This window comes from Azohydromonas lata NBRC 102462, from assembly GCF_001571085.1.
Classification (GTDB): Bacteria; Pseudomonadota; Gammaproteobacteria; order Burkholderiales; family Burkholderiaceae_C; genus Azohydromonas; species Azohydromonas lata.
Genome location: NZ_BCTC01000001.1, coordinates 1 through 26,380, shown reverse-complemented (window position 1 = coordinate 26,380; position 26,380 = coordinate 1). Strand labels below are relative to the sequence as shown.

29 protein-coding genes are annotated in these 26,380 nt (G+C 68.9%); 20 read left to right on the top strand and 9 right to left on the bottom strand.

The features are described from left to right. Positions 1-30: 30 nt before the first annotated feature. The 4 genes from ALA01S_RS00145 (at position 31) to ALA01S_RS00130 (ending at position 3,672) form a co-directional block, all read left to right on the top strand. Positions 31-1,236, top strand: coding sequence for an ABC transporter substrate-binding protein (locus tag ALA01S_RS00145; RefSeq protein WP_066330503.1), 1,206 nt, complete (start codon positions 31-33; stop codon positions 1,234-1,236). 77 nt (positions 1,237-1,313) lie between these two features. After that, the gene (locus ALA01S_RS00140; RefSeq protein WP_066330502.1) at positions 1,314-2,198 is read left to right on the top strand and encodes a branched-chain amino acid ABC transporter permease; all 885 of its coding nucleotides are present in this window, start codon (positions 1,314-1,316) and stop codon (positions 2,196-2,198) included. After that, positions 2,198-3,160, top strand: coding sequence for a branched-chain amino acid ABC transporter permease (locus ALA01S_RS00135; protein ID WP_066330501.1), 963 nt, complete (start codon positions 2,198-2,200; stop codon positions 3,158-3,160). Before ALA01S_RS00140 ends, ALA01S_RS00135 begins: the two co-directional genes overlap by 1 nt. Positions 3,161-3,267: 107 nt before the next feature. Then, entirely contained in the window at positions 3,268-3,672 is a 405-nt protein-coding gene (locus ALA01S_RS00130) for a hypothetical protein (protein ID WP_066330500.1), read from the top strand. A gap of 32 nt (positions 3,673-3,704) precedes the next feature. Here ALA01S_RS00130 and ruvB read toward each other — a convergent pair whose 3' ends face one another. After that, complete coding sequence (gene ruvB, locus ALA01S_RS00125; protein WP_066330499.1) at positions 3,705-4,763, bottom strand: Holliday junction branch migration DNA helicase RuvB; 1,059 nt, start codon at positions 4,761-4,763, stop codon at positions 3,705-3,707. A 109-nt stretch (positions 4,764-4,872) separates the two neighbouring features. Between ruvB and ALA01S_RS00120 the strand changes: the two genes are divergently transcribed. Then, a complete protein-coding gene (locus tag ALA01S_RS00120; RefSeq protein ID WP_066330493.1) occupies positions 4,873-5,367 on the top strand; it encodes a copper chaperone PCu(A)C in 495 nt (164 codons plus the stop codon). A gap of 38 nt (positions 5,368-5,405) precedes the next feature. Here ALA01S_RS00120 and ruvA read toward each other — a convergent pair whose 3' ends face one another. The 3 genes from ruvA to ALA01S_RS00105 all read right to left on the bottom strand — a co-directional run bounded on the left by ruvA (position 5,406) and on the right by ALA01S_RS00105 (position 8,703). After that, positions 5,406-5,978, bottom strand: a complete 573-nt coding sequence (gene ruvA / locus ALA01S_RS00115) for a Holliday junction branch migration protein RuvA (protein ID WP_066330745.1) — start codon at positions 5,976-5,978, stop codon at positions 5,406-5,408. A gap of 80 nt (positions 5,979-6,058) precedes the next feature. Beyond that, positions 6,059-6,712, bottom strand: coding sequence for a response regulator (locus ALA01S_RS00110; protein ID WP_066330492.1), 654 nt, complete (start codon positions 6,710-6,712; stop codon positions 6,059-6,061). A gap of 122 nt (positions 6,713-6,834) precedes the next feature. Further along, positions 6,835-8,703, bottom strand: coding sequence for a sensor histidine kinase (locus ALA01S_RS00105; RefSeq protein WP_066330490.1), 1,869 nt, complete (start codon positions 8,701-8,703; stop codon positions 6,835-6,837). Positions 8,704-8,807: 104 nt separating this feature from the next. Between ALA01S_RS00105 and ALA01S_RS00100 the strand changes: the two genes are divergently transcribed. Further along, positions 8,808-9,776 (top strand): PhoH family protein, encoded by a 969-nt coding sequence (locus ALA01S_RS00100; protein WP_066330488.1) that lies wholly within the window; start codon positions 8,808-8,810, stop codon positions 9,774-9,776. Continuing rightward, the gene (gene ybeY / locus ALA01S_RS00095; protein WP_066330486.1) at positions 9,776-10,231 is read left to right on the top strand and encodes an rRNA maturation RNase YbeY; all 456 of its coding nucleotides are present in this window, start codon (positions 9,776-9,778) and stop codon (positions 10,229-10,231) included. Before ALA01S_RS00100 ends, ybeY begins: the two co-directional genes overlap by 1 nt. A 19-nt stretch (positions 10,232-10,250) precedes the next feature. Here the strand turns inward: ybeY and ALA01S_RS00090 are convergent, their stop codons facing one another. Together ALA01S_RS00090 and hemB are read right to left on the bottom strand one after the other, a co-directional pair. Next, positions 10,251-11,396 (bottom strand): magnesium transporter CorA family protein, encoded by a 1,146-nt coding sequence (locus ALA01S_RS00090; protein ID WP_066330484.1) that lies wholly within the window; start codon positions 11,394-11,396, stop codon positions 10,251-10,253. A 17-nt stretch (positions 11,397-11,413) separates the two neighbouring features. Further along, positions 11,414-12,418, bottom strand: a complete 1,005-nt coding sequence (gene hemB, locus ALA01S_RS00085; RefSeq protein ID WP_066330481.1) for a porphobilinogen synthase — start codon at positions 12,416-12,418, stop codon at positions 11,414-11,416. Between the two features lie 299 nt (positions 12,419-12,717). Here hemB and ALA01S_RS00080 point away from each other — a divergent pair, with 299 nt between their 5' ends. From ALA01S_RS00080 to ALA01S_RS00050, 7 genes are all read left to right on the top strand, one after another. After that, on the top strand, positions 12,718-13,158 hold the full coding sequence (locus ALA01S_RS00080; RefSeq protein ID WP_066330744.1) for a CopD family protein: 441 nt from the start codon (positions 12,718-12,720) through the stop codon (positions 13,156-13,158). Positions 13,159-13,240: 82 nt separating this feature from the next. Then, a complete protein-coding gene (locus ALA01S_RS00075; RefSeq protein WP_066330480.1) occupies positions 13,241-14,356 on the top strand; it encodes a VanZ family protein in 1,116 nt (371 codons plus the stop codon). Between the two features lie 124 nt (positions 14,357-14,480). Beyond that, positions 14,481-14,807, top strand: coding sequence for a (2Fe-2S) ferredoxin domain-containing protein (locus ALA01S_RS00070; RefSeq protein ID WP_066330479.1), 327 nt, complete (start codon positions 14,481-14,483; stop codon positions 14,805-14,807). Continuing rightward, entirely contained in the window at positions 14,807-15,421 is a 615-nt protein-coding gene (locus tag ALA01S_RS00065) for an alpha/beta hydrolase (RefSeq protein ID WP_066330478.1), read from the top strand. The genes ALA01S_RS00070 and ALA01S_RS00065 overlap by 1 nt, the downstream gene beginning before the upstream one ends. An 85-nt stretch (positions 15,422-15,506) precedes the next feature. Then, positions 15,507-16,655, top strand: coding sequence for a D-alanyl-D-alanine carboxypeptidase family protein (locus tag ALA01S_RS00060; RefSeq protein WP_066330476.1), 1,149 nt, complete (start codon positions 15,507-15,509; stop codon positions 16,653-16,655). A gap of 43 nt (positions 16,656-16,698) precedes the next feature. Then, positions 16,699-17,598: a D-amino acid aminotransferase gene (locus ALA01S_RS00055; RefSeq protein ID WP_066330475.1), complete on the top strand. Its 900-nt coding sequence runs from the start codon at positions 16,699-16,701 to the stop codon at positions 17,596-17,598. Between the two features lie 87 nt (positions 17,599-17,685). Then, complete coding sequence (locus ALA01S_RS00050; RefSeq protein WP_066330474.1) at positions 17,686-17,964, top strand: DUF493 family protein; 279 nt, start codon at positions 17,686-17,688, stop codon at positions 17,962-17,964. Here ALA01S_RS00050 and ALA01S_RS00045 read toward each other — a convergent pair. Continuing rightward, positions 17,948-18,667, bottom strand: a complete 720-nt coding sequence (locus tag ALA01S_RS00045; protein ID WP_157118674.1) for a tetratricopeptide repeat protein — start codon at positions 18,665-18,667, stop codon at positions 17,948-17,950. The two genes, ALA01S_RS00050 and ALA01S_RS00045, sit on opposite strands and share 17 nt — an antisense overlap. 220 nt (positions 18,668-18,887) lie before the next feature. Next, positions 18,888-20,435, bottom strand: a complete 1,548-nt coding sequence (locus ALA01S_RS00040) for a DUF4331 domain-containing protein (RefSeq protein WP_066330471.1) — start codon at positions 20,433-20,435, stop codon at positions 18,888-18,890. Positions 20,436-20,532: 97 nt separating this feature from the next. Here ALA01S_RS00040 and lipB point away from each other — a divergent pair, with 97 nt between their 5' ends. Together lipB and lipA are read left to right on the top strand one after the other, a co-directional pair. Then, complete coding sequence (lipB, locus tag ALA01S_RS00035) at positions 20,533-21,240, top strand: lipoyl(octanoyl) transferase LipB (RefSeq protein WP_066330742.1); 708 nt, start codon at positions 20,533-20,535, stop codon at positions 21,238-21,240. Then, positions 21,237-22,262: a lipoyl synthase gene (gene lipA, locus ALA01S_RS00030; protein WP_066330469.1), complete on the top strand. Its 1,026-nt coding sequence runs from the start codon at positions 21,237-21,239 to the stop codon at positions 22,260-22,262. The genes lipB and lipA overlap by 4 nt, the downstream gene beginning before the upstream one ends. Before the next feature lie 85 nt (positions 22,263-22,347). On the opposite strand, the gene ALA01S_RS00025 is transcribed toward lipA, so the two are convergent. Next, complete coding sequence (locus tag ALA01S_RS00025) at positions 22,348-22,854, bottom strand: TlpA disulfide reductase family protein (RefSeq protein WP_157118673.1); 507 nt, start codon at positions 22,852-22,854, stop codon at positions 22,348-22,350. 135 nt (positions 22,855-22,989) lie between these two features. On the opposite strand from ALA01S_RS00025, the gene ALA01S_RS00020 reads away from it, so the two are divergent. From ALA01S_RS00020 to ptsP, 4 genes are all read left to right on the top strand, one after another. Then, the gene (locus ALA01S_RS00020; protein WP_157118672.1) at positions 22,990-23,523 is read left to right on the top strand and encodes a hypothetical protein; all 534 of its coding nucleotides are present in this window, start codon (positions 22,990-22,992) and stop codon (positions 23,521-23,523) included. Between the two features lie 40 nt (positions 23,524-23,563). Beyond that, on the top strand, positions 23,564-23,962 hold the full coding sequence (locus ALA01S_RS00015) for a PTS sugar transporter subunit IIA (protein WP_066330739.1): 399 nt from the start codon (positions 23,564-23,566) through the stop codon (positions 23,960-23,962). 13 nt (positions 23,963-23,975) lie between these two features. Then, positions 23,976-24,245, top strand: a complete 270-nt coding sequence (locus tag ALA01S_RS00010) for an HPr family phosphocarrier protein (protein WP_066330467.1) — start codon at positions 23,976-23,978, stop codon at positions 24,243-24,245. 106 nt (positions 24,246-24,351) lie between these two features. Further along, positions 24,352-26,142 (top strand): phosphoenolpyruvate--protein phosphotransferase, encoded by a 1,791-nt coding sequence (ptsP, locus tag ALA01S_RS00005; protein ID WP_066330465.1) that lies wholly within the window; start codon positions 24,352-24,354, stop codon positions 26,140-26,142. Positions 26,143-26,380: the final 238 nt, after the last annotated feature.

The following is a 26,380-nucleotide window of genomic DNA, read 5'->3' as shown; positions in this document are numbered from 1 at the left end:
TTTGAAGTGCTACTGCAAGGAGACCCCGACATGAAACTCAAGACGCTTGCTGCCGGCTGTGCCGTTGCCATCGCATCCATTGGTTCCGCCCATGCCCAGGTATCGGGCGATGTGATCCGCATTGGCTTCATCACCGACATGGGCGGCCTGTACTCGGACATCGACGGCCCCGGCGGCGCTGAGGCCATACGCATGGCCATCGCGGAGATGGGCGGCGCCATCAATGGCAAGAAGGTGGAGCTGATCACCGCCGACCACCAGAACAAGGCCGACGTGGCCGCCGCCAAGGCGCGCGAGTGGTTCGACACCCAGGGCATGGATTTGCTCATAGGCGGCACCAACTCCGGCACCAGCCTGGCCATGGCCAAGGTGGCGGCGGAGAAGAAGAAGCCCTTCATCGCCGTGGGCTCCGGCACCTCGGCGCTGACCAACGAGCAGTGCTCGCCCTACACCGTGCACTGGGCCTACGACACGGTGGCGCTGGCCAAGGGCACGGGCGGCGCGGTGGTGCGCGCCGGCGGCAAGAGCTGGTTCTTCCTCACCGCCGACTACGCCTTCGGCCAGTCGCTGCAGAACGACACGGCCAACGTCGTCAAGGCCTCCGGCGGCACGGTGGCAGGTTCGGTCAAGCACCCGCTCTCGGCCAGCGACTTCTCCAGCTTCTTGCTGCAGGCACAGTCCAGCAAGGCGCAGATCCTGGGCTTGGCCAACGCCGGCGGCGACACCATCAACGCCATCAAGGCGGCCAACGAGTTCGGCATCACCAAGTCGATGAAGCTTGCCGGGCTGCTGATGTTCATCAACGACGTGCACTCGCTGGGCCTGAAGAACACCCAGGGCATGTACCTCACCGACAGCTGGTACTGGAACCGCGACGCCGAAAGCCGCGCCTGGGGCCGCAAGTTCTTTGAGAAGATCAAGCGCATGCCCTCATCGCTGCAGGCCGCCGACTACTCGGTGGCGCTGAACTACCTGCAGGCCGTCAAGGCCGTGGGCAGCGACGACGGCGACAAGGTGATGGCGCAACTCAAGAAGACCAAGATCAACGACGTCTTCGCCAAGAACGGCTACGTGCGCGAGGACGGCCGCATGGTGCACGACATGTACCTCATGCAGGTCAAGACGCCCGCGCAATCGACCGAGCCCTGGGACTACTACAACGTGGTGGAGACCATCAAGGGCGACGTGGCCTTCACCACCAAGGCGGAGAGCAAGTGCGCGCTGTGGAAGCAGTGACGCACTGAGCCCGCTGCGCCGCCGCCGTACCGCGCGGCGGCGCGTGCACCCCGTACTCCACTTCGGGACCTGACCTCGTGGACATCTTCGGCATACCGCACCAGGCCTTCCTGGGCCAGCTCATGCTGGGCCTGGTCAACGGCTCCTTCTACGCCATGCTCAGCCTGGGGCTGGCGGTGATCTTCGGCCTGCTGGGCATCGTGAACTTCGCCCATGGGGCGCTGTACATGATCGGCGCCTACGTGGCCTGGCTGGGGCTGGAGTACCTGGGCATCAACTACTGGATGGCGCTGGTGTTCGCGCCGCTGGTGGTCGGGGCCCTGGGCGTGGTCATTGAACGCACGCTGCTCAAGCATCTCTACAAGCTCGACCCGCTGTATGGGCTGCTGCTGACGTTTGGCCTGGCGTTGATTGCCGAGGGCGTGTTTCGCGAGCAGTTCGGGGTGTCGGGCCAGCAGTACCCGGTGCCCGACTTGTTGCAGGGCGCAACCAACCTGGGTTTCATGGTGCTGCCCAACTATCGGGCCTGGGTCATCGTCGCTTCGCTCGTGGTGTGCCTGGGCACCTGGTTCCTGATAGAGAAGACGCCGCTGGGCGCCACGCTGCGTGCTGGTACCGAGAACCCGGCGCTGGTGCAGGCCTTCGGCATCAACGTGCCGGTAATGGTGATGTTCACCTACGCCGCCGGCGCTGGACTGGCGGCGCTGGCCGGAGTGCTGGCTGCGCCGGTGATTCAGGTCACGCCGCTGATGGGCAGCAACCTCATCATCGTCGTGTTCGCGGTGGTGGTGATCGGCGGCATGGGCTCCATCCTGGGCTCCATCCTCACCGGGCTGATGCTTGGGTTGGTGGAGGGCCTGACCAAGGTCTTCTATCCCGAGGCCTCCAACATCGTGGTGTTCGTGATCATGGCCATCGTGCTGGTGCTGCGGCCCGCCGGCCTGTTCGGCAAGGAGAAATGATGCCCGGCGCTTCTGCTGTCTCCGTGGAGCGCCGCGCTCGGCTGCTCTGGCTCGTCGTGCTGGCCGTATTGCTGGCCGCGCCCTTCATCGGCCTGTACCCGGTGTTCATGATGAAGGCGCTGTGCTTTGCCATCTTCGCCTGCGCCTTCAATCTCCTGCTGGGCTACACCGGGCTGCTGTCGTTCGGACACGCGGCCTTCATGGGCTCGGCCGCCTACGCCACGGGCTGGCTGGTGCGCAGTGCGGGCTGGCCGCCGGAGCTCGGGCTGCTGGCCGGCACCGCCATTGCGGCGCTGGTGGGACTGCTGGTCGGGCTCATCGCCATACGCCGCCAGGGCATCTACTTCGCCATGATCACGCTGGCCATGGCGCAGATGGTGTACTTCGTATGCCTGCAGGTGCCCTTCACGGGCGGCGAGGACGGCCTGCAGGGCGTGCCGCGTGGCCACTTGTTCGGCTTCATCCCGCTGGGCGACGACGTCGCGATGTATTTCGTGGTGCTGGCCGTGTTCGTGGCGGTGTACCTGGGGGTGATTCGCATCGTCCATTCGCCTTACGGCCAGGTGCTCAAGGCCATTCGCGAAAACGAGCCGCGCGCGGTGTCGCTGGGCTACGACGTGGACAAGTACAAGCTGCTGGCCTTCGTCCTGTCCACCGCGCTGGCCGGGCTGGCTGGATCGCTCAAGACGCTGGTGCTGGGCTTTGCCACTTTGTCCGACGTGCACTGGTCGCTCTCCGGCGAGGTGGTGCTCATGACGCTGCTGGGCGGCATGGGCACCTTCGCCGGGCCGGTGCTGGGCTCCTTCACCATCATCGGTTTGCAGAACTTCTTGGCCGACCGCGTCGGCTCCTGGGTGACGGTGATCATCGGCGGCATCTTCGTGGTGTGCGTGATCGCCTTCCGCCGCGGCATCGTCGGCGAGCTGCTGGCGTGGCAGCAGCGGCGCAGCAAGGCGACCTGAACCTGCGTTAAAGCCGCTTTGTCCGCTGACGGGCACTCGCCTTGCCCCGTGGCGTGATGCGGCCGCGCCTCCCGTGCGGCCGCACTTGAACGTAGCGGAGGTCGGCTATGGCCGTGAAGCGGATGACCAAGACGCAGGTGCCGGTGTCTTTCGGCGCCTTCAAGCCGGTTGGGCACGTGGTGGTGGCTTTCCCGGACGACCAGTCGGCACAGCAGGCCGCGCGCGACCTGCGCGAGCTGGGCTTCGGTTCCGAAGATGTCCTGTTCTACACCGGCGACGAGGAAGGCCGCGAGATGCGGCAGATGCTCGACGGCGTGAGCGGCACGGCCGAGTTCGGCCATGAGGTCGTTCTCATGCGCCGTTACTGCGAGCTGGCCCGCGAGGGCTGCGGCTGGCTCATCGTCTTCGCGCCGGAGGACGAGCAGGCGTTGCGCGCCGGCGAGGTCGCCCGCCGCTACGGTGCGCGCGTGGCCGAGCGCTACCACCGCCTGGTGGTTGAAGACATGCTGTGAGCCGCTGCCCCGGGCGACGGGGCAAGGCGTGATCAGTTCTCGAACAGGTCGCCGGCCCCCGCCTTGGGCGCCACGCCCAGGTGCCGGTAGGCGGCCAGCGTGGCGATGCGCCCGCGCGGCGTGCGCTGCAGGTAGCCCTGCTGGATGAGGTAGGGCTCGATCACGTCCTCAATCGTGCCGGGCTCCTCGCCTATGGCTGCGGCCACGTTGTCCAGGCCCACGGGGCCGCCGTCGAAGCGGTGCACTACGGCCTCCAGCAGCTTGCGGTCCATGAGGTCGAAGCCCTGCGGGTCCACGTCCAGCATGGCCAGCGCGGCCGAGGCGATGTCGCCGCCTATGGAGCCGTCACCCTTGACGTCGGCATAGTCGCGCACGCGGCGCAGCAGCCGGTTGGCGATGCGAGGCGTGCCACGCGAGCGGCGTGCTATTTCCATGGCGCCGGCGGCATCGATGGGGGCCTCCAGCAGCCCGGCCGAGCGCGTGACGATGCGCGCAAGCTCTTGCGGCGTGTAGAACTCCAGCCGCGCCACGATGCCGAAGCGATCGCGCAGCGGATTGGTGAGCATGCCGGCGCGGGTGGTGGCGCCCACGAGCGTGAAGGGCTGCAGGTCCAGCTTGATGGAGCGCGCCGCCGGGCCCTCGCCGATCATGATGTCGATCTGGTAGTCCTCCAGCGCCGGGTAGAGGATTTCCTCCACCACCGGCGACAGTCGGTGGATCTCGTCGATGAACAGCACGTCGTGCCGCTCCAGGCTGGTGAGGATGGCCGCCAGGTCCTTGGGCTTTTCCAGCACGGGCCCCGATGTTTGGCGCAGGTTCACGCCCAACTCGGCGGCGATGATGTGCGACAGCGTGGTCTTGCCCAGCCCCGGCGGGCCGAACAGCAGCACGTGGTCCAGGGCTTCGCGCCGCTTGCGCGCCGCACTGATGAAGATTTCCAACTGCTCGCGCGCCTTGGCTTGGCCCACGTATTCGCGCAGGCCCTTTGGGCGCAGCGCCTTCTCGAACGCCTCCTCATTGGGCGAGCCCGGGGCGGCGCTGACCATGCGGCGCGGCGGGGCGCCCGCGAATTCGTCCGTCTGTATGCTCATACAGGCATTATCGAACGGCCTGGTAGGCCGGCTGGCTAACATGCCGCCCCTCATGGCCTTGCGCCGCAAGCCGCCTGATCACTTCCTCACACCGAACCGGGACCCGAGCATGAATTTCATGACCCTGCGCCGCGGCCTGCTGGCTGCCGCCCTGCTGTTGAGCACCACCGCCTGGGCCGACCCCACCGTGCAGGCGCGCGACGGCTGGGCGCGGCCCACCGTGGCCGGGCAGCCCGTGGGCGGCGCCTACGTGCAGTTGCGCAATGCCGGCAACGCGGCCGACCGGCTCCTGAGCGCCAGCACGTCCGCGGCCGAGCGCGTGGAACTGCACAGCATGCAAATGTCCGGCGACGTGATGCGCATGCGCCAGGTCGATGCGATCGAGCTGCCCGCGGGCGCCACGGTGGACCTCGCGCCCGGCGGCCTGCACCTCATGCTCATGGGCCTGAAGGCGCCGCTGCGTGCGGGCGACAAGCTGCCGCTGGTGCTGCGCTTCGAAAAGGCCGGCGAGGTGAAGACGGAGCTGCTCGTAGACAACCGCGCCGCACCGGCCGCGGCCTCAGGTCACATGCACGGTGGCCAGGGGCACGACCACAAGCACTGACGCTGACATTGCCGCCGCCGCCGCGGCGGTGACCAGGCTCAGCGCGAAAGCGAGCGCAGCGCGAGCTTGATGCCCTCGCTCACGCCCACGTCCGGCGGCAGCGCCTTGAGCGCGGCGGAGGCGTCGCGCTCGGCGTAGCCCAGCGCAATGAGCGCCTGCACGATGTCGGCCTGCGCGTCGTTGGCCATCGTCACCGGTTGGCCCAGGTCCGGTCCCAGCTTGCCCTTGAGCTCCAGCAGCAGCCGCTCGGCCGTCTTCTTGCCAATGCCGGGCACCTTCACCAGCCGTGCGCTCTGCTGCTGGCTCACGGCCTGCGCGAGCTCCGTGACGCTCAGGCCCGACAGCAGCGACAGCGCCATGCGCGGCCCAACGCCGCTGATGCGGATGAGCTGGCGGAAGGTGGCGCGCTCCTCGGCCGTGAGAAAGCCGAAGAGCTGATGTGCGTCCTCGCGCACCACCATGTGCGTAAGCAGCGTGACGCGTTCGCCCAGCGAGGGAAGTTGGTAGAACGTGCTCATGGGCACATCGACTTCGTAGCCGACGCCGCCCACGTCCAGCATGACCAGGGGCGGAGACTTCTCGATCAGCTGGCCTTGCAGGCGGCCGATCACGGGCACACCGCCCGCGGCGCATCAGGCCGCAGGGGCGCGCTCGTCAAATTCTTCATCTTCAATCCTTGTTGTTCTTGCTTTCAGCGGCTGCGGCCGAAGAGGCCCAGGCGCTGCGCTTCCAGCGCGGCTTCGGCGCGTGAGCTCACGTTCAGCTTGCGATAGATCTGCTTTACATAGTCGGCAATGGTGTGGCGCGACAGGTTGAGCTGCACGCCGATCTCCGGCAGCGTGAAACCCTTGGCCACGCGCAGCAGCACTTCGCTTTCACGCTCGGTAAGTTGCACGTGCGGCATGAGCGGCGCCTGCGGCTTGGCCTGCGCGGCGAAGTAGGCGATGACGCGCCGGGCGATGGAAGGCGACAGCGGCGGCTCGCCCTGGCTGATGCGCTGCAACTGCTCGGTGATGAGCTCGCGCGGCTGCTCCTTGAGGATATAGCCGTAGGCACCAGCCTGCAGAGCGGGGAAGAGGTGCTCGTCGTCGTCGTGGATGGTCACCACCACCGACTGCGCCTCGGGCTGCTGCTCGCGCAGCGCCGTCACCACGTCCACTCCCGATCCGTCGGGCAAGCCCAGATCAACCAGCGCCAGGTCGAAGCGCAGCGCCGACACCAGGCCCAGGGCGTCATGCACGCGTGCGCTTTCAGAGATTTCGGCGTGTGGAAACACCTCCATCACCAGGCTCTTGAGCCAGGTGCGGATCTGCGGCAGGTCTTCCAGAAGCAGGATGTTTTTCACAAGTCCCTCCACCAAAACGTCACGGGTTGTGTGTAGTTCATGGTAACAGCGCACCTGTTTGAGGCCACTTGGCCGCGGGCCCGCGTCTGGAGGGATGGCGCGGCTTCCCGGTCTGCTTCTTCTCAGGCCGCCACGGCGTGGCGCTCCAGCGGCAGCGTCAGGCGGATGACGGTGCCGTAGCCCGGCCCCGACTCCACCAGGCACTGGCCCTGCAACTGCTTGGCGCGGTGCTTCATGCTGGACATGCCGTGGCCGCGGTCGAGCCGGCCGTCGAGCTCCATGGGGATGCCGCGGCCGTTGTCCTGGATGGCGAGCTGGAAGTCGCTGCCGTCGATCTGGCAGGTCACCGTGCAGTGCGTCGCACCGCTGTGCTTGATGATGTTGTTGACCGCCTCGCGCAGGATGCGCGTGGTCTGCACGTAGGCGCGGGCCGAGAGGGTCTGCGGCAGGTCGTCGGTGGGCGCCACCCAGCGTGCCTCTATGCCGGTCTGTGACAGGCGGCTCATGGCCTCGGCGCGCCAGTCGCCCAACGCGTCGATGAGCCGCACCGGCCGCCCCGTGAGGCCGCGTACCGACAGCCGCATCTCCTCCAGCGCCTCGCGCGCCAGCGTGGAAATGCGCTCGTTGTCGCTGGTGTGGACGATGGTCAGCAGCTTGGCACCCAAGTCGTCGTGCAAATCCGCGGCGATGCGCTTGCGCTCGCGCTCGGTGACCTGCTCGATGCGCAGCTCGGTGAGCTGCGCGAAGTTGCGCTCGATTTCCTCGGTGGCCTCGCGGATGCGCGCCTCCAGCACGCGGCGGTCGGCCTCGGCGTCCTGCAAGGCGCGGCCGTGCAGTTGCACAAGGCGCAGTCCCATGCCTATGAAGGTCAGCGGCAGCGACAGGTGCACCAGCGCCAGGAAGGTCGAGCCCGGCGGCTCCAGCAGCGCCAGCAGTTGCACCACCACCAGGGCCGCCGTGCCGGCAATCAGCATGGCCGCAGCCCAGCCGTGCTGGCCGCGGCGGCGCCAGGCGCGGCGCAGGAAGCGCGCCAGTGCCACCAGCACCTCCAGCGCCAGCAGCGTGGCCCAGGCGTTGGCCAGCAGGTGCACGCGCTCGGCGCCGCCGAGCAGCAGGCTGGCCGGCACCAGCACGCACTGCAGCACCAGCACCAGCCCAAGACGCGGCGTGCGCTGGCCGGCGCGGCGCAGCAGGAACTGCACCGCCGCCAGCGTGACGATGGGCATCAGCAAGGCCAGCACCACCTCGGCCTCGAAGCTGGTGAGCGGCAGGTCGCGCCAGCCCAGCCGCGCCGTCAGCAGCGCCGAACCCACGGCCAGGATGCCGAAGTAGGCCAGGTAGCTGTGGCGCCGGTTGAGCCAGCCCAGCACGCACATGAAGCCGCCGAGCAGCAGCAGGCTGCCGCTGAGCACCAGCGGCAGCGTGACGTTGAGCGTGAGATGGCGCTCCTGCTGCGGCGCCAGCAGCGTGTGGGGCCCAAGCTCCAGCTCCGACAACCCGCCCGCGCGCAGCCGCGAGCCCACGCGCTGCAGCGGCTGGCCCGCCACCTTGATGTCCAGCAGGTTGCCCTCGGGGCGCAGCAGCGCGGCGGGCAGCGTCACGAGCTGGGCATGGTGGCAGTTGCGCGTCATGGGCTCGCGCATGCGGCCGGCCGCATGCAGGCGCTGGCCGTTGAGCTGCACTTCGAGGTTGCTGCACGCGCGCTCCACGTACAGCGCCAGGAGTTCGTTGGCGTCCTGCGCCACGGGCGCGTCAAAGCGCACGCGGTACCACACCGGCCCCGCACGGCCCGGCCGCGAGGCGTTCCAGTCGTCGGGCAAGGACACGGTGCGCTGCGGCCCATCGTCCGGGTAGCGGTCGCTGTCGCTTTCCACGCTTTGCGCCTGTTCTATGCGCAGCACATCCGCCGTGGCGGGGGAAGCCAGTGCCAGCAGCAGTGCCAGCAGCGCGAAGAGGCGTCGCAGCAGCGCGCCGGAGTGCAGTGGGACCATGGGCTGAAGATTGTGCAGGAGCGCCGGGCCAAGACCGCCAGTCTGTTGCGGGCACGCGCTGCGGCGACAATGCCGGCCCTGTTTGCGAGACCAGAGGCAGTCCCTTGATCCTGCGCCACGCCTTCATTCCGCTCGACAACGAGCGCCTGTCGCACTTGTGCGGCGCCACGGACGAGCACCTGCGCGCCATCGAGGACGCGTTGGGCGTCAAGCTCTCGCGGCGCAACGAGTCCTTCCGCATCGAGGGCACCAAGCGCGAGGCCGAGCGCGCCGCCGCGCTGCTGCAGCGCCTGTACGAGCGCGCCGGCAAGCCCATCCCGCCGGAGATGCTGCAACTGGCGCTGGCCGAAGCCGCCAGCAGCGACGCCGCGCCCGCTGGCGCCGAGGGCGCCACGCCCGACGGCGAGGTCGTCCTGCACACCCGGCGCGCCGACCTGCAGGGCCGCACGCCCAACCAGGTGCAGTACCTCAAGCACATCCTGTCGCACGACATCACCTTCGGCCTGGGCCCGGCAGGCACGGGCAAGACGTTCCTGGCCGTGGCCTGCGCGGTGGACGCGCTGGAGCGCAGCCAGGTGCAGCGCATCATCCTCACCCGCCCGGCGGTGGAGGCCGGCGAACGGCTGGGCTTCCTGCCCGGCGACCTCACGCAGAAGGTGGACCCCTACCTGCGTCCGCTCTACGACGCGCTGTATGACCTCATGGGGTTCGACCGCGTCACCAAGGCCTTCGAGCGCGCGACGCTGGAGATCGCGCCGCTGGCCTTCATGCGCGGGCGCACGCTCAACCACGCCTTCGTCATCCTGGACGAGGCGCAGAACACCACGCCGGAGCAGATGAAGATGTTCCTCACCCGCATAGGCTTCGGCAGCAAGTGCGTGGTCACGGGCGACACCAGCCAGATCGACCTGCCCAAGGGCATGACCAGCGGCCTGGTGGATGCCGAACGCGTGCTGCAGCGCGTGCGCGGCATCGCCATGACGCGCTTCACCGCCGCCGACGTGGTGCGCCACCCGCTGGTGGCCCGCATCGTCCAGGCCTACGAGGCTGCTGACGCCCGGGGAGAGCGCTGATGGCCACCGCAAAACCCGAGCTGAGCCTGTCGCTGCAGTTTGCCGATGCCGCGCACCGCGCCGAGCTGCCGCGCCACAAGGTGCGCCGCTGGATACGCGCCGCGCTGGACGAGCTGCCCGCCGAGATCACCGTACGCATCGTCGGCGAGGAGGAGGGCCGCCAGCTCAACCGCGAGTTCCGCGGCAAGGACTACGCCACCAACGTGCTCACCTTCGACTACGCGCACGAGCCCGTGGTGGTGGCCGACCTGGTGCTGTGCGCCCCGGTGGTGGCGCGCGAGGCGGCGGAAATGAAGCTGCCCCTGGCCGACCACTACGCGCACCTGCTGGTGCACGGCGCGCTGCACGCGCAGGGCTTTGACCACGAGGAAGAGGAAGAGGCCCAGGAGATGGAGGCGCTGGAGACACGCATCCTGCTCGGCCTGGGCCTGCACGACCCCTACGCCGCGGCCTGACGCCCAGGGTGCGGCGCCGTCAGCGCCGCGTCGTCCCCAGGTAGCGCTTGCGCCAGAAGAACGCGCCCAGGCCCACGCCCAGCGCCGCCATCAGCGCCACGGCGATCCACACGCCCGTGCCGGAGTGGATGAGCGGCAGCGCGTCGAAGTTCATGCCGAAGAAGCCCGTGATCAGGTTCAGCGGCAGGAAGATGGCCGTGAGCACGGTGAGCGTGCGCATGATGTCGTTGGTGCGGTGGCCCAGGGCGGAGAAGTGCATCTGCACCGCCGTCTCGGCCGACTGCTCCAGCCGCCGCACGTGGGAGAGCACGCGCTCGATGTGCTCCTGCACGTCGCGCGAGCGCACCTTGAGCAGCTCGAACTCGCGCGCGGATTGGGCGCCGGCTGGCGGCGGTTGCTCCTCCAGCCCGTCAATCCACTCCTGGACGGCGGCGCGCTGGTCCTCGCAGGTGTCCTCCAGCAGGTGCAGCGCGTTGCGCGCGTCCAGCAGCACCTGCCAGTCGTGGAAGCGGCTGCGCGGATGCAGCAGCGCCTGCTGCAGCGCGCCGAGCTGGCGCGTGAGCAGCCGGCGCAGGTCCAGGTAGCTGTCCACCATGTGGTTGACCATGCGCAGCATCAGGTCCGCCGGGCTGACCGGCAGGCGCGGGCCGCCGCGCTCGCGCATGCCCCCCGGCGCCGTGAGCCGGCGTTCGAAGTAGGCCCGCACCGGGCACTGCGCCGGGTGCACGGTCACCAGGACGCGGTCGTAGATGGCGAAGCCCACCGGGCTGGTGTCCACCAGGGCCGGACCGGGCTGCGCGGCGGGGGCCGGGGTGGCCGTCGCGCCGCCGCTGCCACCGGACCCGTTGGCGCTGCCGGCGCCAGGGCTCCCGTTGCCGCCCGGGGGGGCTTCCGGTGTGGTGGCCGTGAGGCGGCGGAACACCAGCAGGTCGTACCAGGACGTGTAATCGAAGTGGCTGGGCAGATGCGCGTTGAGCAGGTCGGAGACGTGCAGCTCCACCAGCGGCCCGCAGTCCCAGCGCTGCAGGGCGGCCTGCAGCGCGGGCACGGCGGCCTCGAAGCCCGGGCGCTCGCAGTGGACCCAAATGAATCCTTCCAGCGGCAGCGTCGAGGGCAGCGCCTGCAGCGCCACCGCGCCCTCGGCGCTGACGTAGAGCAGGCGCATCGGCGTGCGTGCGTGTGTCAGCGCGCGCGCAGCAGGCGGGCGGCGTCCAGGGCGAAGTAGGTGAGCACGCCGTCGGCGCCGGCGCGGCGGAAGGCCAGCAGCGACTCCATCATCACCGCGTCGTGGTCCAGCCAGCCGTTGGCCGCGGCCGCCTTGAGCATGGCGTACTCGCCGCTGACCTGATAGGCGAAGGTGGGCACGCGGAACTCGTCCTTCACGCGGCGGACGATGTCCAGGTAAGGCATGCCGGGCTTGACCATGACCATGTCGGCGCCCTCGGCGATGTCCAGCGCTACCTCGCGCAGCGCCTCGTCGCTGTTGCCCGGGTCCATTTGATAGACCTTCTTGTCGGCCTTGCCCAGGTTGCCCGCGCTGCCCACGGCGTCGCGGAAGGGTCCGTAGAAGGCGCTGGCGTACTTGGCGCTGTAGGCCATGATGCGGGTGTGCACCAGGCCCGCCTCTTCCAGCGCGTTGCGGATGGCGCCGATGCGGCCGTCCATCATGTCGCTGGGGGCCACGATGTCCACGCCGGCCTGGGCCTGCGCCAGGGCCTGGGCCTTGAGCATGGCCACGGTGGCATCGTTGAGGATGTATCCCGTTTCGTCGAGCAGGCCGTCCTGCCCGTGGCTGGTGTAGGGGTCCAGCGCCACGTCGGTGAGCAGGCCCAGCTGCGGGAAACGCGCCTTGAGCTCGCGCACCGCGCGCGGCACCAGGCCGTCGGGGTTGGCGGCCTCGCGGCCGTCAGGCGTCTTGAGCGCGCTATCGATGACCGGGAACAGCGCCATCACCGGCACGCCCAGCGACACGCACTGCTCGGCCACGCCGAGGAGCTTGTCCAGGCTCATGCGCTGCACGCCGGGCATGCTGGGCACGTCCTCGACGCGGTTGGTGCCATCGAGCAGGAACACCGGCAGGATCAGGTCCTGCGGTGCCAGGCGGTGTTCGCGCACCAGTGCGCGGGTGAACTCGTCGCGGCGCAGGCGGCGCGGCCGGCTGGCGGGGAAGGGAGGCAGGATATGCACGGCGAAAGCGTCCTTGATGCGGAGCGCGGAACCGGTGCAGCCGCGTGGCGAATGAAAGGCCCGTAAGCCCTCGTGACCGGCCCGCTTTGGGCAGGCAAGCGCCTGCTAGACTGGAACTTGAATGATAGCCGCGAGGCGTCATTCCCTGCTTTTCCTCCCTGAGCAGGTGCCTTGACGTCATGACAGCGCAAGGCTTGCGGCCCCGGGCGTTCCCCGGGGCTTTCTTTTTTGCCCGCCACGCAAGGCTTGCTTGCCGCAGCGCATCAGTCCGCCAGCAGGCACTGCCCATAATGCGCCGCATGAGCTCTGCGTACCTGTGGGTCAAGGCCCTGCACATTGTCTTTGTGGCCAGCTGGTTTGCCGGCCTGTTCTACCTGCCGCGGCTGTTCGTGAACCTGGCCATGGTGCCGGCGGATTCGCATGCCGAGCGTGAGCGGCTGCTGCTCATGGCGCACAAGCTCTACCGCTTCAGCAGCATGCTCATGGTGCCGGCCATCGCGCTGGGCCTGTGGCTGTGGCTGGGCATCGGCATTGGGCGCGGCCCGGGCAACGGCTGGTTGCACGCGAAACTGGCGCTGGTGGTGGGCGTGATCGGCTACCACCATGCCTGCCGCGGCATGCTGCGGCGCTTCGAGAAGCATGACAACCAGCGCAGCCACCGGTGGTTCCGCGTGTTCAACGAGGTGTCGGTGCTGCTGTTCACGGTCATCGTGATCCTGGTGGTGGTCAAGCCCTTCTGATCCCTGCCGTGGCAGTCCGCAAGGCGCTCCGCTTTCAACCTGCTGCGTTGCGTTCGCAACGCCAGATGCGCACGAGACGCTGATGTCGCGCCCGCGCAGTTCCGCCGTGCCGCTGACGGCCGCCTTCGCGCTGCTCATCGTGTACGCGAGCCTGTACCCCTTCAGCGGCTGGCGCTGGCCGCCTGGGCAGTCGCTGCAGTCGCTGCTGGTGCTGCCCGGCTCGCACTACTTCATCGCCTTCGACCTGTGGGCCAACTTCATCGGCTACATGCCCTTGGGGGCGCTGCTTTACGGCGCCGGGGTGCGCAGCGGCTGGCGCTGGGGTTGGGCGCTGCTGCTGGCGGCGCTGCTGCCCGCGCTGCTGTCCTACGCGATGGAGGTGACGCAGAACTTCCTGCCTGACCGCGTGCCCAGCCGCGAGGACTGGCTGCTCAACGCGGGCGGCGGCGTGGTGGGGGCGCTGTTGGGCGGGGCGCTGCAGGCGCTGGGCGTGTTGCGGGTGTGGCAGCCGCTGCGAGACCGCTGGTTCATCCCGGCCAGCGCCGGCGCGCTGGCGCTGCTGCTGCTGTGGCCGCTTGGGCTGCTGTTCCCCGCGCCCGTGCCGCTGGGCCTGGGCCAGTGCTGGGACGAGCTGCGCGACCTGGCCAGCGCCGCGGTGGAGAACACGCCGTGGGAGGAGCTGGCCGAGCCCTGGCTGCGCCCGGCGCAGGCCGAGCGCGCGCCGCTGTCGCGGGCCACGGAGACGCTGGCCATCGCGCTTGGGCTGCTGGGCCCATGCCTCGTGGCCTTTGCCGCCATGCGCTCGCGCGCGCGCCGCGCCGTGGTGACCTTGGGCGCCTTGGCGCTGGCGCTGGCGGTGAGCACGCTGTCCACGGCGCTGAACTTCGGCCCCGAGCATGCTTGGGCCTGGCTCACGCCGGCCACGCTGCCCGGGCTGGCGCTTGGGCTGCTGGCGGCGTTGGCGTGCACGCTGATGCCGCCACGCCTGGCCGCCACCGTGGGCCTGATGGTGCTCACCGCGCTGGTGGCCGTGGTGGCGCAGGCGCCGGACAACGCCTACTACGCGCAAAGCCTGCAGGCCTGGTCGCAGGGGCGCTTCATCCGCTTTCACGGCCTGGCGCGCTGGATAGGCTGGCTGTGGCCCTACGCCGCCGCGGGCTGGCTGCTGCTGCGCGTGGCCGCGCGCGGCGAGGCCTGATTCCTGACGGCGCCGCCCGCGGCGTCTGCACCGAAAAAGCCTTGCGCGACGGGCATCACGGCCGGATGAGGCATCTTTTCCGGTGACCGCTTGTAAGGAAAAACCCGTCCCTACAATCCCGGGGATGAGCTACTACAAGCACCACATTTTCTTCTGCCTGAATGCGCGGGAGAACGGGGAGGCCGCCTGCGCGCAGCACGACGCGCAAGGCGCCTTTGACCACTGCAAGGCGCGCGTGAAGGCCGCCGGGCTGGCGGGCCCGGGCGGGGTGCGCGTGAACAAGGCCGGCTGCCTGGACCGCTGCGCCGGCGGCCCGGTGGCGGTGGTCTACCCGGAAGCCACCTGGTACACCTTCGTGGACAAGGAGGACATCGACGAGATCGTCGAGTCCCATCTCAAGAACGGCCGCGTCGTCGAGCGGCTGGTGCTGCCGCCGGACGTGGGCCGCTGATGAACGTCCACACCCAACGCCTGCGCATTCCCGGCCCGGCCGGCGAGCTCGAATGCGCGCTGGACGCGCCCGCCGAAGGGACGAGCGCCCGCGGCCTGGCCGTGATCTGCCACCCGCACCCGCTGCACGGCGGCACCATGGACAACAAGGTGGTGCAGACGCTGGCGCGCGCCTGCGTGCAACTGGGCTGGCGCACCGTGCGCTTCAACTTCCGTGGCGTGGGCACCTCGCGCGGCGCCTGGGACGAGGGCCGCGGCGAGGTCGAGGACGCGCTGGCCGTCATCGCCGCCTGCCGCCAGGGCGAGGAGCCGCTGCTGCTGGGGGGCTTCTCCTTCGGCGGCTACGTCGCCTCGCAGGCCGCGCAGCGCGTGGCGCCCGCGGCACAGCACCTGTTGCTGGTCGGCCCGGCCACCAGCCGCTTCGAAGTCGCCCAGGTGCCCGCCGGTACCCTGGTGGTGCACGGCGAGCAGGACGAGGTCGTGCCGCTGTCGTCCACGCTGGACTGGGCCCGCCCGCAAGCGCTGCCCGTGGTGGTGGTGCCCGGCGTCGGCCACTTCTTCCACGGCCAGTTGCCGCTGCTCAAGGCCATCGTCCTGCGCCACCTGGCGGGCTGAACCGCTTTTCCAGTTTTTTTCGGCGCGTGCCCGTCGTCTTGCGGGCGGCGCGCCGCGTTGTTGTTGCCCCTACCCGAACCACCCCATGAAACGCCTGATCGCCTTCCTGCTGGCCTTGCCGCTGGCACTTTCCTGTTTTGCCCAGGCGCCGCAGCCGCCCGAGATCGCCGCGCGCCAGTACATCCTGATGGACCTCTCCAGCGGCCAGACCCTGGCCGAGCGCGAGGCCGACGCGCCGGCCGACCCGGCCTCGCTCACCAAGCTCATGACCGCCTACGTGGTCTTCACCGCGCTGCGCGAGAAGAAGCTCACCCTGGAGCAGACGCTGCCGGTGAGCCAGCGCGCCTGGAACGAGCGCAAGGGCGGCGCCTCGGTGATGTTCATTGACACCACCATGAGCCCCAAGGTCGATGAGCTGCTGCGCGGGATGATCGTGCAGTCCGGCAACGACGCCTCGGTGGCGCTGGCCGAGGGCGTGGCCGGTTCCGTGGACGCCTTCGTGGCCATGATGAACCGCCAGGCCCAGGCTTTCGGCCTGAAGAACACCTCGTTCAAGAACGTCACCGGCATCACCGAGCCCGGCCACCGCAGCACGCCGCGTGACCTGGGCGTCATCGCCGGCCGCATCATTCGCGACTTCCCCGAGTACTACCCGTACTACGCGCTCAAGGACTACACCTACAACAAGATCCGCCAGGACAACCGCAACCTGCTGCTGCGCCGCGACCCGACCGTGGACGGCATGAAGACCGGCTACACCGACGCCGCCGGCTATTGCCTGGTGGCCAGCGCCAACCGCGACTTCCCCAACGGCAAGCGCCGGCTGCTGTCGGTGGTGCTGGGCACGGACTCCCGCGAGGCCCGCGCCAGCGAAAGCCAGAAGCTGCTCAACTGGGGCTACGGCGCCTTCGACAACGTGCGCCTGTTCGAGCCGGGCAAGGCCATCGTCACTCCCGAAGTCTGGAAGGGCGCCACGCGCGAGGCCAAGCTGGGTGCCGCCGCCGGCGTGGTGGTGACCGTGCCCAAGGGCGAAGGCCAGCAGCTGCAGACCAAGGTCGAGCGCAGCGACCCGCTGGTGGCCCCGCTGGCCCAGGGCCAGCGCGTGGGCACCGTCAAGGTCAGCACCCGCGCGGGCACGTCGGTGGCCGAGGTGCCGCTGGTGGTGCTGGAGCCCGTGGAGCAGGCCGGCTTCTTGGGCCGCAGCTGGGATGCGCTGCGCCTGTGGATCAAGTAATCTGACCCGCTCGCCGCCCCGGCCAGGAGAAGGAGGAACCGCGATGCATCCAGCGCCCATCCAACCCGAGAGCCTGTGCTTTCTCAATGGCGAGTTCCTGCCGCTGGCCGAGGCCCGCATCCCCGTGCTGGACCGCGGCTTTATCTTCGGCGACGGGGTGTACGAGGTGCTGCCGGTGTACGGCCGGCGGCTCTTTCGCTTCGACGACCACATGGCGCGGCTGGAGCGCAACCTGGGCCGGCTGCGCATCGGCAACCCTTTCACGCGCGAGCAGTGGCTCTCGCATGCGCGGCGGCTGATCGCGGCGCAGGAGGGCGAGGACCAGTCGCTGTACCTGCAGGTCACACGCGGCGTGGCGCCGCGCGACCACGTGATGCCGGAAGGGCTCACGCCCACGGTCTTCATGATGAGCACCCCGACGCGCGCGCCCACGCCGGAGCAGCGCCACCAGGGCGTGGCCTGCATCACGGCGCGGGACTTCCGCTGGGAGCGCTGCGACCTCAAGGTCACGTCGCTGCTGGGCAACGTGCTGGCGCGGCAGATGTCCGCTGACCATGGCGCGAGCGAAACCATCCTGCTGCGCGAAGCCGCCAGCGGCATCAGCTATCTCACCGAGGGCTCGGCCAGCAACGTCTGGATCGTCCACGAGGGCGCGCTGCTTGGGCCGCCCAAGAGCGAGCACGTGCTCGAAGGCATTCGCTACGAGCTGCTGCGCGAGCTGTGCGAGGAGGTGGGCTTGGCCTACAACCTGCGCCCCATCCCCGAGGCCGATTTGCGCGCCGCCGACGAAATCCTGCTGAGCTCCGCCGCGCGCGAGGTGCTGCCGGTGACGCGGCTGGACGGCGAGCTCGTCGGCCACGGCGCGCTGCGCGGCAAGCCCGGCCCGGTCTATGGCCGGCTCTACGAGGCCTACCAGCGTGCCAAGGCCTTGCAATCCATCTGAAACGCCCCATTTCCACAGTCGGGCGCGGTCCTTGCCGCGCCCGTCTTTCATTGCGCGGCCCACAAGGCCGCTCACCGAAGCCAAGCCATGAACACTGCCGCCACGCCCCGCGATTCCCTCATCGAGTACCCGAGCGCCTTTCCCATCAAGGTGATGGGCGTGCACGTGGAAGGCTTCGTCGAGGCCATCGTGGAAGTGGTGCTGCGCTTCGACCCGGACTTCGATGCCGCCTCGGTGGAAAAGCGGCCCAGCAGCGGTGGCAAGTACATGGGGCTGACGGTCACCGTCACCGCCACCAGCCGCGAGCAGCTCGACGATCTCTACCGCTCGCTGACCTCGCACCCCATGGTCAAGGTCGTGTTGTGACGCCGGCGGGCGGCGCCGCCGCGGCGTCGCCGGCCTGTTCCAGGCGCTGCGCGAGCGCGCGCGCCTTGAGGGCGGCGGCCGGATCGCCTCCCGCCGCCGCGGCGCCGTACCAGTAGCGCGCCAAACGCAGATCCTGGGGCAGCCCGTCCCCGGCTTCGTACATGGAGGCCAGCAGGTATTGCGCCCCGTTGTCGCCGCCCAGGGCGGCGGCACGGAACCAGTGAGCGGCCTGCGCCGCATCGCGCGGCGCACCGCGCCCAAGGTAGAAGGCGGTGCCCGTTTCCACCTGTCCGGCCGTGCTGCCGGCCTTGGCCGCCTGGGCGTACCAGCGGTAGGCGGCGGGCAGGTCCACGTGGCCGAGCTGGCCGCTTTCATGCAGCCGGCCCAAGTCGAACATCGCGGTGACGAAGCCGTGCTGCGCCGCGCGCGTCATCAGCCGCAGCGCCTCCTGCGTGCTGGACTGCGGCATTTCTCCCTTGAGGTGCATCACCGCCAGGTTGTGGTCCGCCGCCGGCACGCCCGCACGCGACAGCCGCTCGAAGGCCGCACGGGCCCGCGCCAGGCGGCCGGCGTCGTAGTCCTGCACGGCCGCCTGCAGCGCAGCTTGTACATCCGACGGCGGCGCAGCCGTGGCCGCCTGGAACGCCAGCGCAGCCAGCACGGCGGCCGCCGGCCGCAGCAAGGACAGGGAGCGATACTTCATGAACGGACTCGGCAGCGGCACGGGGCGCGACAGCGCCACGATAAGCCGCCGGCCCGCCGTGCGGCGACCCGGGCGCAGCACCCGTGCCCCGCACAGGGCTGAAGGACGCCACCCCCGAGCCGCCGCGCCGGCAGCCGCCAGGACGGGGGCTGGATTTTCAAGTTCTACTTGAAATGTTTGGCGCGGATTCAGCTCGATTTTTCATGGAATCCGTGTCCGCTCAAGGCTGCCCGGCGCCCGGCAGCGGCGTGTTGAGATACGGGAAGCGCGTCAGCAGCGGCACGGCGGCCTGGTCCACGGCGTCGTGGAGCTTGAACGCCGTTTCCTTGAGCGGCACGGCGGCGGGCTTGCACGCGGCGCCCAGCCCAAGCGCGTTGGCGTTGCCGTTGGCCATGCACAGGCCACCCATCACGGCCACGAGCGAGATGTCCACCACGTCGTCCTTGGGCCGGCGGCCGTTGGGGTAGCCCGCGTTGTCGTTGCCGCCGGCCAGCAGGTTGCCGACCACGCCCAGCCGATTCTGCTGCGCGTAGGGCACGGGCGGAATGTCGGTGTTCAGGCGCAGCATCTCGGCCGGCGTGACGTTGCGCGGGCGGTTCAGGCCGTTGATGCCGGTGAGGAAGGTCGTCACCAGGTCCGTGCGCGGCAGGTTGGTGGGCGCGATGCCGGGCGTGGCCAGGGCAATTTCCAGCAGCGCCGGCAGCGTGGGGTTGGTGACGTAGCGGGCGAACTGCGCGTCGCTGCGCGGCCGCGAAGCGTTGAAGCGGTCCTTGTCGGGCAGGCCGATGACGACTTCGTTGACCAGGGGCATGCCCAGGCGCGAGACCTGGACCCAGGGGCCTTCGAGGTCCTTTTCAGCCGTCTGCAGCCCGGCGGCGGGCAGGGGATCGAGCTGGCGCGTCTGGCGCAGGCTGGCGCTGGTCCAGCCGCCGATGACGGGATCGCCGTTTTTCGTCAGGCAGCTCTTGTGGATTTCCAGCGCGAGCGTGGTGACGTTCTTGTCGTCCAGCGGGTTGGGCGCGGCGTTGGTGCGTGCCGGGTCGGTGATGACGGCCAGCGGCGCGTTGACCAGGTCGAAGATGGGCCCCAGGTTGACGGCGAAGGCCTCACGGCGCTGGCCCGCAAACAGCCGTGCCGGCTGTGCGCAGCCGGGCACGCGCACGCTGTGGATGTGGCGCTCGGCGTAGCCGGCGTAGTCCGGCAGCGTCTTGGTGCCGATGTTGTCCACGGGCTTGGCGAACCAGGTGGCGCCGGTGGCGGCGTTGGTCAGCGGCTGCGACGTGCCGTCGCGCGACTCGCCGCGGCGCACGTAGACGCTGAATTTCTGGTCCACGTTCAAGCTGGGGTCGCCCGGCGCGGTGACCTGGCCGCTCTGGATCAGCGGGATGGGCACCATCTCGCCGCCTATGGGCAGCGCCGCGCCGCGCCCGCCGTTGGACAGGAGGTTGCGGAAGCGGAACATGAAGGTGATGTCCTCGCGCGCATCGCCGTCGTTGTCGATGTGGATCTCGTAGAGCGCGTTGGGGTCCATCTGGAAGTAGTTGGGCCCGCCGTAGGCGTCCTGCAGCGGCAGGTAGTTGGCCAGCAGCGTCACGTAGCCGTCGCGCCCGCTCTCGTAGCTGCGGAACATGTAGAAGTCGGTGCCGTCCACCTTGGGCGCCGTGGTGATGAAGGGCGCCTCGCGGTGGCTGGAGGCTTGGGCCGCGCAGGCGGCCGTCAACAGTGCGGCGGCTACGGCGGCGGCCTTGCGGCAAGGGGTCAGGTCCATCAGTCGCTCCTCGCGCCGGCACCATGCCGGCGCGGGCATGTACGAAGCGCAGGCGCCGCTGGATGTGTGCGTTTGTGTACGAACGACAATGCCGCGCATGACGACCGAAGCCGTTTCCGTTTCCTCTTCCGACGCCCCGCTGGTGCGCTGGCTCGGCCACGCCGACTACGCCGCCACCGAGGCCGCGATGCGCGCTTTCACCGACGCGCGCACGGCCGACACGGCCGACGAGATCTGGATCTGCGAGCACCCACCCGTATTCACCCAGGGTGTGGCCGGACGCGCCGAGCACGTGCTGGCCGCGGGCGACATTCCCGTGGTGCAGACCAACCGCGGCGGGCAGGTGACTTACCACGGGCCGGGGCAGGTGGTGGCCTATCCGCTGATCGATCTGCAGCGGCTGGGCATCTTCGTGCGCGAATACGTGTTCCGGCTGGAGTCGGCCGTGCTGCGCGTGCTGCAGGACTACGGCGTCACGGGCCACCGCGTCAGCGGCGCGCCGGGCATTTATGTGAAGCTGGACGACCCGTTTGGCCATGCGGCGCTCAGCGGCCCGGTCGATCCGGCCGACCAGTTCCGGGGCCTGGGAAAGATTTCCGCACTGGGCATCAAGGTCAGCCGCCACTTCAGCTACCACGGCGTGGCCTTCAACGTCGCCATGGACCTGGAGCCCTTCCGCCGCATCAACCCTTGCGGTTATGAGGGGTTGCAAACCATCGACCTCGGTAAAATCGGGGTTTTCACCACATGGGATGACGCGGCCGCGCGACTGGCGCAGCGCCTGCAGTCGCAATTGAGCCGATGAGCACCGAAATCCCCAGCGCTCCCGCCACGCCCGTCACTGCGGGCACCGCTCCCGCCGCCACGACGCCCGCTGCCTACGACCCCACCGCCAAGCAAAAGGCGCAGGCCAAGACTTCACGCATCCCCATCAAGGTGGTGCCGGCCGAAGTGCTCAAGAAGCCGGAGTGGATACGCGTGAAGGCCGGTTCGCCCACGACGCGCTTCTACGAGATCAAGCAGACGCTGCGCGAGCACAAGCTGCACACCGTGTGCGAGGAAGCCTCCTGCCCGAACATCGGCGAGTGCTTCGGCAAGGGCACGGCGACCTTCATGATCATGGGCGACAAGTGCACGCGGCGCTGCCCGTTCTGCGACGTCGGCCACGGCCGCCCGGACCCGCTGGACGTCAACGAGCCGCAGAACCTGGCGCAGACGATTGCGGCGCTCAAGCTCAAGTACGTGGTCATCACCAGCGTGGACCGCGACGACCTGCGCGACGGCGGTGCCGGCCACTTCGTGGAGTGCATCCGCAAGACGCGCGAGCTGTCGCCTTCAACGCAGATCGAGGTGCTGACGCCCGACTTCCGCGGCCGACTGGACAAGGCGCTGGACATCCTGAAGGAAGCGCCGCCGGACGTGATGAACCACAACCTGGAGACCGTGCCGCGCCTGTACAAGGAAGCGCGCCCGGGCGCCGACTACCAGTTCAGCCTCACGCTGCTGCAGCGCTTCAAGGAAGCCGTCCCCGGCGTGCCGACCAAGAGCGGCCTCATGGTCGGCCTGGGCGAGACGGACGAGGAAATCCTGGAAGTCATGCGTGACATGCGCGCGCACGGCATCGACATGCTGACCCTGGGCCAGTACCTCGCGCCCAGCGGCCATCACCTGCCGGTGCGCCGCTACGTGCACCCGGACACCTTCAAGATGTTCGAGGACGAGGCCTACAAGATGGGTTTCACCCACGCCGCCGTGGGCGCGATGGTGCGCTCCAGCTACCACGCGGACCAGCAGGCGCACGCCGCCGGGCTGGCGCCGACGGCCTGAGGTTTTCAGGAGCAGGGCGGCTTTCGACGGCTGCCCATGAAAAAAGCCGGGACTCGTGCCCGGCTTTTTGTCGTCTGGAAGAGGTTCAACCCTTCTTAAGCAAATCCTCCACCAGCGCATGCAGCGCGGCGAAGTCGGGCGCCCCGACGTAGCGCTTGACGATGCGGCCCTGCTGGTCGAGCAGGAAGGTGGTGGGTGTGAGCTGGATGTCGCCGAAGCGCTGGGCGATCTGGCCCGTGTTGTCTATGGCGACGTTGAAGGGCAACTGGCGCGTCTGCGCGAACTTGGAAACGTAGGCCGGCGGGTCGTAGCTCATGGCCACGGCCAGGGTTTCGAAGCCGCGGTCCTTGAACTTGTTGTAGGTGGCGACGATCTGCGGCATTTCCGCGACGCAGGTGGTGCAGCTGGTGGCCCAGAAGTTCACCAGCACCACCTTGCCCTTGAGCGACTCGGTGCTGGCCGTGCGGCCGTCCAGCAGCGTGTAGCTCACCACCGGTGCCGCCTCGCGGCTGCCCATGCTTTGCCAGGCCAGCACGCCCGCAACCAGTGCCACGGCGGCTGCCACACCGACAAGAGGACGACGCAGATTCATGTTCAACACCCGGGTTTTGGCAGGAAAACACTTCAGTTTATGCCAGTTGCCTTGATGTGACTTGACATTGGTCATGTTGTCGGCGTACCAGTCGCAAGGAAAACGGCGAGGGCGGCTTGCCGATAATCCGGCGCCATGAAAAGGCTGAGTCTTGGCGCGGGGCTGTTGGCGGGGGTGGTGGGGCTGTGCGCTGTTGCCGCCTGCACACCGGCATTGAACTGGCGCGAGGTGCGGCTGGACGGCGGCGCGCTGGCGCTGTTCCCGTGCAAGCCCGACCACCAGACGCGCACCGTGGCGCTGGCCGGTCAGACGGTGGCGTTGACGCTGCATGCCTGCGCCGCCGCGGGGCTGCGCTTTGCCGTGGCGCAGGCCGACGTGCTGACGCCTGAACGCGTTGAGCCCGCGCTGGCTGCGCTGGCCCAGGCGCAGGCGCGCAACCTGCAGGCCACGCTGCCTGCCGGAGAGCCCGCGCAGGTCGCGGGCATGACGCCCAACGCGCAAGCGCGCCGCTACGCCCTGAGCGGCCTTCGCCCCGACGGCAGCGCCGTGCAGGCGCAACTGCTGCTTTTTGCCCGTGGCACCCAGGTGCTTCAGGCCACGGTGCTGGACGGCACGCCGGACACGCCGGCTGTGCACACCTTCATGGATGCGCTGCGCGCACCCGGCTGAGATCAGGGTCTGCAGGCAGGCGCTGCGCATAATGCCGTCCATGGCTGGACTGCTTCTCATCGCCCACGCGCCCCTGGCTTCCGCACTGCAGGCCGTGGCGCTGCACGCCTTCCCGGACAGCGGCACACCGCTGCTGGCCCTGGACGTGCAGCCCCATACCCGCCCTGAGGATGCCGAGGCGCAAGCGCGCGCCCTGCTGCAGCGCCTGGGGGCCGAGGAGGTGCTGGTCCTTACCGATGTCTTCGGCGCCACGCCCTGCAACATCGCGCAGCGACTGGCCGACGCACGCCGCGTGCGCGTGTTGGCCGGCGTCAACGTGCCCATGTTGTGGCGCGCCCTGTGCTACGCCGCCGAGCCGCTGGATGCTTTGGCGGTCCGCGCCCTGGCCGGCGCCGGCCAGGGCGTGATGCAGTTGCCTGTGCCTACCCCTGCTGACTGATTCCGTTTCGCCCATGATTCAGAACACGCTGACCATCAGCAACAAGCTGGGCCTGCATGCCCGCGCCTCGGCCAAGCTCACCAAGCTGGCGGCCAGTTTCAAGTCCGAGGTCTTCCTCACCCGCAACGGCCGCCGCGTCAATGCCAAAAGCATCATGGGCGTGATGATGCTGGCCGCCGGCTTGGGCGCGCAGGTCGAACTGGAAGCCGAAGGCCCGGACGAGCAGGCCGCCGCCGACGCCATCAAGGCGCTGGTGGACGACAAGTTCGGCGAAGGCGAGTAAGCCAGCGCCGCCTGCGCGGCGCCCCGTGTGCAACGGGTGCGCCGAGATGGCGGCTCCGGGCCAATCCGAAGCGTGAATGGGGGGAGTCACTGATAAAGTGACTCGAATGAGCATTCAGGTATTCGGTCTGCCGGTGTCGCGCGGTGTCGCGATCGGTCGTGCGGTGCTGGTGGCGTCCAGCCGGGTGGATGTGGCGCACTACTTTGTGCCCGCCGCTCAAACCCGCCGTGAGATCGACCGGCTGCGCCGGGCGCGCGATGCCGTCGCCGCAGAGCTCAGCGCGCTGCAGCGCGACCTGCCGCCGGAAGCGCCCACCGAGCTTTCCGCGCTGCTGGACGTGCACCTCATGTTGCTGCACGACGAGGCGCTGGCCGAAGCCATCGCGCACTGGATTCTGGAGCGCCACTACAACGCCGAGTGGGCACTGTCCGCGCAGCTCGAAATCATCGCCCGCCAGTTCGACGAGATGGAGGACGAGTACCTGCGCGGCCGCAAGGCCGACATGGAGCAGGTCACGGAGCGGCTGCTGCGAGCGCTTGCGCGTGATGGCCAGGTGCCCGTGCCCGCCGTGGCCGCACCGGCGCGCGACTTCGCCGGCGAAGACCCGCTGGTGCTGGTGGCCAACGACATTGCTCCAGCCGACATGCTGCAGTTCAAGCGCAGCGTCTTCACCGGCTTCGTCACCGACGTCGGCGGCAAGACCTCGCACACCGCCATCGTGGCGCGCAGCATGGACATTCCCGCAGTGGTGGGCGCGCGCGAGGCCAGCCGCCTCATTCGCCAGGACGACTGGGTCGTCATTGACGGTGATGCGGGCGTGGTCATCGTCAACCCCTCGCCCATCGTCCTGGAGGAATACCGCTTCCGCCAGCGCCAGAGCGAACTGGAGCGCGCGCGGCTCAACCGCCTTCGCCACACCCCGGCGTTGACGCTGGATGGCGAGACCGTGGAGCTGGTGGCCAACATCGAGCTGCCCAGCGACGCGCAGGGCGCGGTGGATGCCGGCGCCGTGGGCGTGGGCCTGTTCCGCACCGAGTTCCTGTTCATGAACCGTGGCGGCGTGCTGCCCAGCGAAGAGGAGCAGTTCGAGGCCTACCGCGCCGTGGTGCAGACCATGGGCGGGATGCCGGTGACCATACGCACGGTGGACATTGGGGCAGACAAGCCGCTGGAGCGCATGTCGCTGCAGGAGCTGCGTCACGAGCACTCGCTCAACCCGGCGCTGGGCCTGCGCGCCATACGTTGGAGCCTGGCCGAGCCGGCGATGTTCCGCCAGCAACTGCGCGCCATCCTGCGAGCCAGCGCCTATGGCAAGATCAAACTGCTGCTGCCCATGGTCGTGCACCTGCGCGAGATCCGGCAGACCATGGAGCTCATCACGCGCGCGCGCCAGCAGTTGCTGGACGCCGGTCATTCCATTGGCGAGGTGGAAGTGGGCGCCATGATCGAAGTGCCGGCCGCGGTGATGGTGCTGCCGGCCTTCTTCCGTCACTTCGACTTCGTTTCCATAGGCACCAACGACCTGATTCAGTACACGCTGGCGATAGACCGCGCTGACGAGCAGGTGGCGCATCTGTACGACCCCTGGCACCCGGCAGTGCTCAAGCTGATCGCGGACACCATCGCCTGTGCGCGCCGCTTCGGCAAGGGCGTGAGCGTGTGCGGGGAAATGGCGGGCGATCCGGCCTTCACCGAACTGCTACTGGGCATGGGTCTGCGCAGTTTTTCTATGCACCCGGCGCAAATCGCCGGCATCAAGCAGCGCGTGCTGCGGGCCGACACACGCAAGTTACAGGGCGCACTCGAAAAAACGCTGCAGTCCGATGACCCGCAAAGCTGCTGGAGCAGCTTGGGTGCGCGCAGTGACGACGCGCTGGAGGCGTCCACGCTGCATTGATAGAGGGCAGCGCCGGCAATGCGCTGTCCCGGGTGGAACAAGTGCGCCGGCGGTCCTTACGTGGTTTTCAGAAAACCAGCCCCTCTGGGCTCGCAGTAGGGCAAGCCGCTTATTTTGTGTCTGCGTACTCAAGGATGTTGACAGCTCCATCTGAACCGCGTCATAATCTGCGGCTTCGCTGTTCGAAAGTGCTGCGGCTAAAAAGCCAAAACAAAGTTGGTTCAGCGAAGAAAACGCA

Excerpts from the sequence above, each read along its gene's own strand:
- ALA01S_RS00070 (WP_066330479.1), top strand. The coding sequence starts at position 14,481 with ATGAGCTACTACAAGCACCACATTTTCTTCTGCCTGAATGCGCGGGAG.
- ALA01S_RS00130 (WP_066330500.1), top strand. The coding sequence starts at position 3,268 with ATGGCCGTGAAGCGGATGACCAAGACGCAGGTGCCGGTGTCTTTCGGC.
- ALA01S_RS00015 (WP_066330739.1), top strand. The coding sequence starts at position 23,564 with ATGGCTGGACTGCTTCTCATCGCCCACGCGCCCCTGGCTTCCGCACTG.
- ALA01S_RS00060 (WP_066330476.1), top strand. The coding sequence starts at position 15,507 with ATGAAACGCCTGATCGCCTTCCTGCTGGCCTTGCCGCTGGCACTTTCC.
- lipA (WP_066330469.1), top strand. The coding sequence starts at position 21,237 with ATGAGCACCGAAATCCCCAGCGCTCCCGCCACGCCCGTCACTGCGGGC.
- ybeY (WP_066330486.1), top strand. The coding sequence starts at position 9,776 with ATGGCCACCGCAAAACCCGAGCTGAGCCTGTCGCTGCAGTTTGCCGAT.
- ALA01S_RS00020 (WP_157118672.1), top strand. The coding sequence starts at position 22,990 with ATGAAAAGGCTGAGTCTTGGCGCGGGGCTGTTGGCGGGGGTGGTGGGG.
- ptsP (WP_066330465.1), top strand. The coding sequence starts at position 24,352 with ATGAGCATTCAGGTATTCGGTCTGCCGGTGTCGCGCGGTGTCGCGATC.
- ALA01S_RS00135 (WP_066330501.1), top strand. The coding sequence starts at position 2,198 with ATGCCCGGCGCTTCTGCTGTCTCCGTGGAGCGCCGCGCTCGGCTGCTC.
- ALA01S_RS00105 (WP_066330490.1), bottom strand. The coding sequence starts at position 8,703 with ATGGTCCCACTGCACTCCGGCGCGCTGCTGCGACGCCTCTTCGCGCTG.
- ALA01S_RS00090 (WP_066330484.1), bottom strand. The coding sequence starts at position 11,396 with ATGCGCCTGCTCTACGTCAGCGCCGAGGGCGCGGTGGCGCTGCAGGCG.
- ALA01S_RS00040 (WP_066330471.1), bottom strand. The coding sequence starts at position 20,435 with ATGGACCTGACCCCTTGCCGCAAGGCCGCCGCCGTAGCCGCCGCACTG.
- ALA01S_RS00050 (WP_066330474.1), top strand. The coding sequence starts at position 17,686 with ATGAACACTGCCGCCACGCCCCGCGATTCCCTCATCGAGTACCCGAGC.
- ALA01S_RS00055 (WP_066330475.1), top strand. The coding sequence starts at position 16,699 with ATGCATCCAGCGCCCATCCAACCCGAGAGCCTGTGCTTTCTCAATGGC.
- ALA01S_RS00010 (WP_066330467.1), top strand. The coding sequence starts at position 23,976 with ATGATTCAGAACACGCTGACCATCAGCAACAAGCTGGGCCTGCATGCC.
- ruvB (WP_066330499.1), bottom strand. The coding sequence starts at position 4,763 with ATGAGCATACAGACGGACGAATTCGCGGGCGCCCCGCCGCGCCGCATG.
- ALA01S_RS00120 (WP_066330493.1), top strand. The coding sequence starts at position 4,873 with ATGAATTTCATGACCCTGCGCCGCGGCCTGCTGGCTGCCGCCCTGCTG.
- ALA01S_RS00080 (WP_066330744.1), top strand. The coding sequence starts at position 12,718 with ATGAGCTCTGCGTACCTGTGGGTCAAGGCCCTGCACATTGTCTTTGTG.
- lipB (WP_066330742.1), top strand. The coding sequence starts at position 20,533 with ATGACGACCGAAGCCGTTTCCGTTTCCTCTTCCGACGCCCCGCTGGTG.
- ALA01S_RS00065 (WP_066330478.1), top strand. The coding sequence starts at position 14,807 with ATGAACGTCCACACCCAACGCCTGCGCATTCCCGGCCCGGCCGGCGAG.
- ALA01S_RS00045 (WP_157118674.1), bottom strand. The coding sequence starts at position 18,667 with ATGAAGTATCGCTCCCTGTCCTTGCTGCGGCCGGCGGCCGCCGTGCTG.
- ALA01S_RS00075 (WP_066330480.1), top strand. The coding sequence starts at position 13,241 with ATGTCGCGCCCGCGCAGTTCCGCCGTGCCGCTGACGGCCGCCTTCGCG.
- ALA01S_RS00145 (WP_066330503.1), top strand. The coding sequence starts at position 31 with ATGAAACTCAAGACGCTTGCTGCCGGCTGTGCCGTTGCCATCGCATCC.
- ALA01S_RS00025 (WP_157118673.1), bottom strand. The coding sequence starts at position 22,854 with ATGAATCTGCGTCGTCCTCTTGTCGGTGTGGCAGCCGCCGTGGCACTG.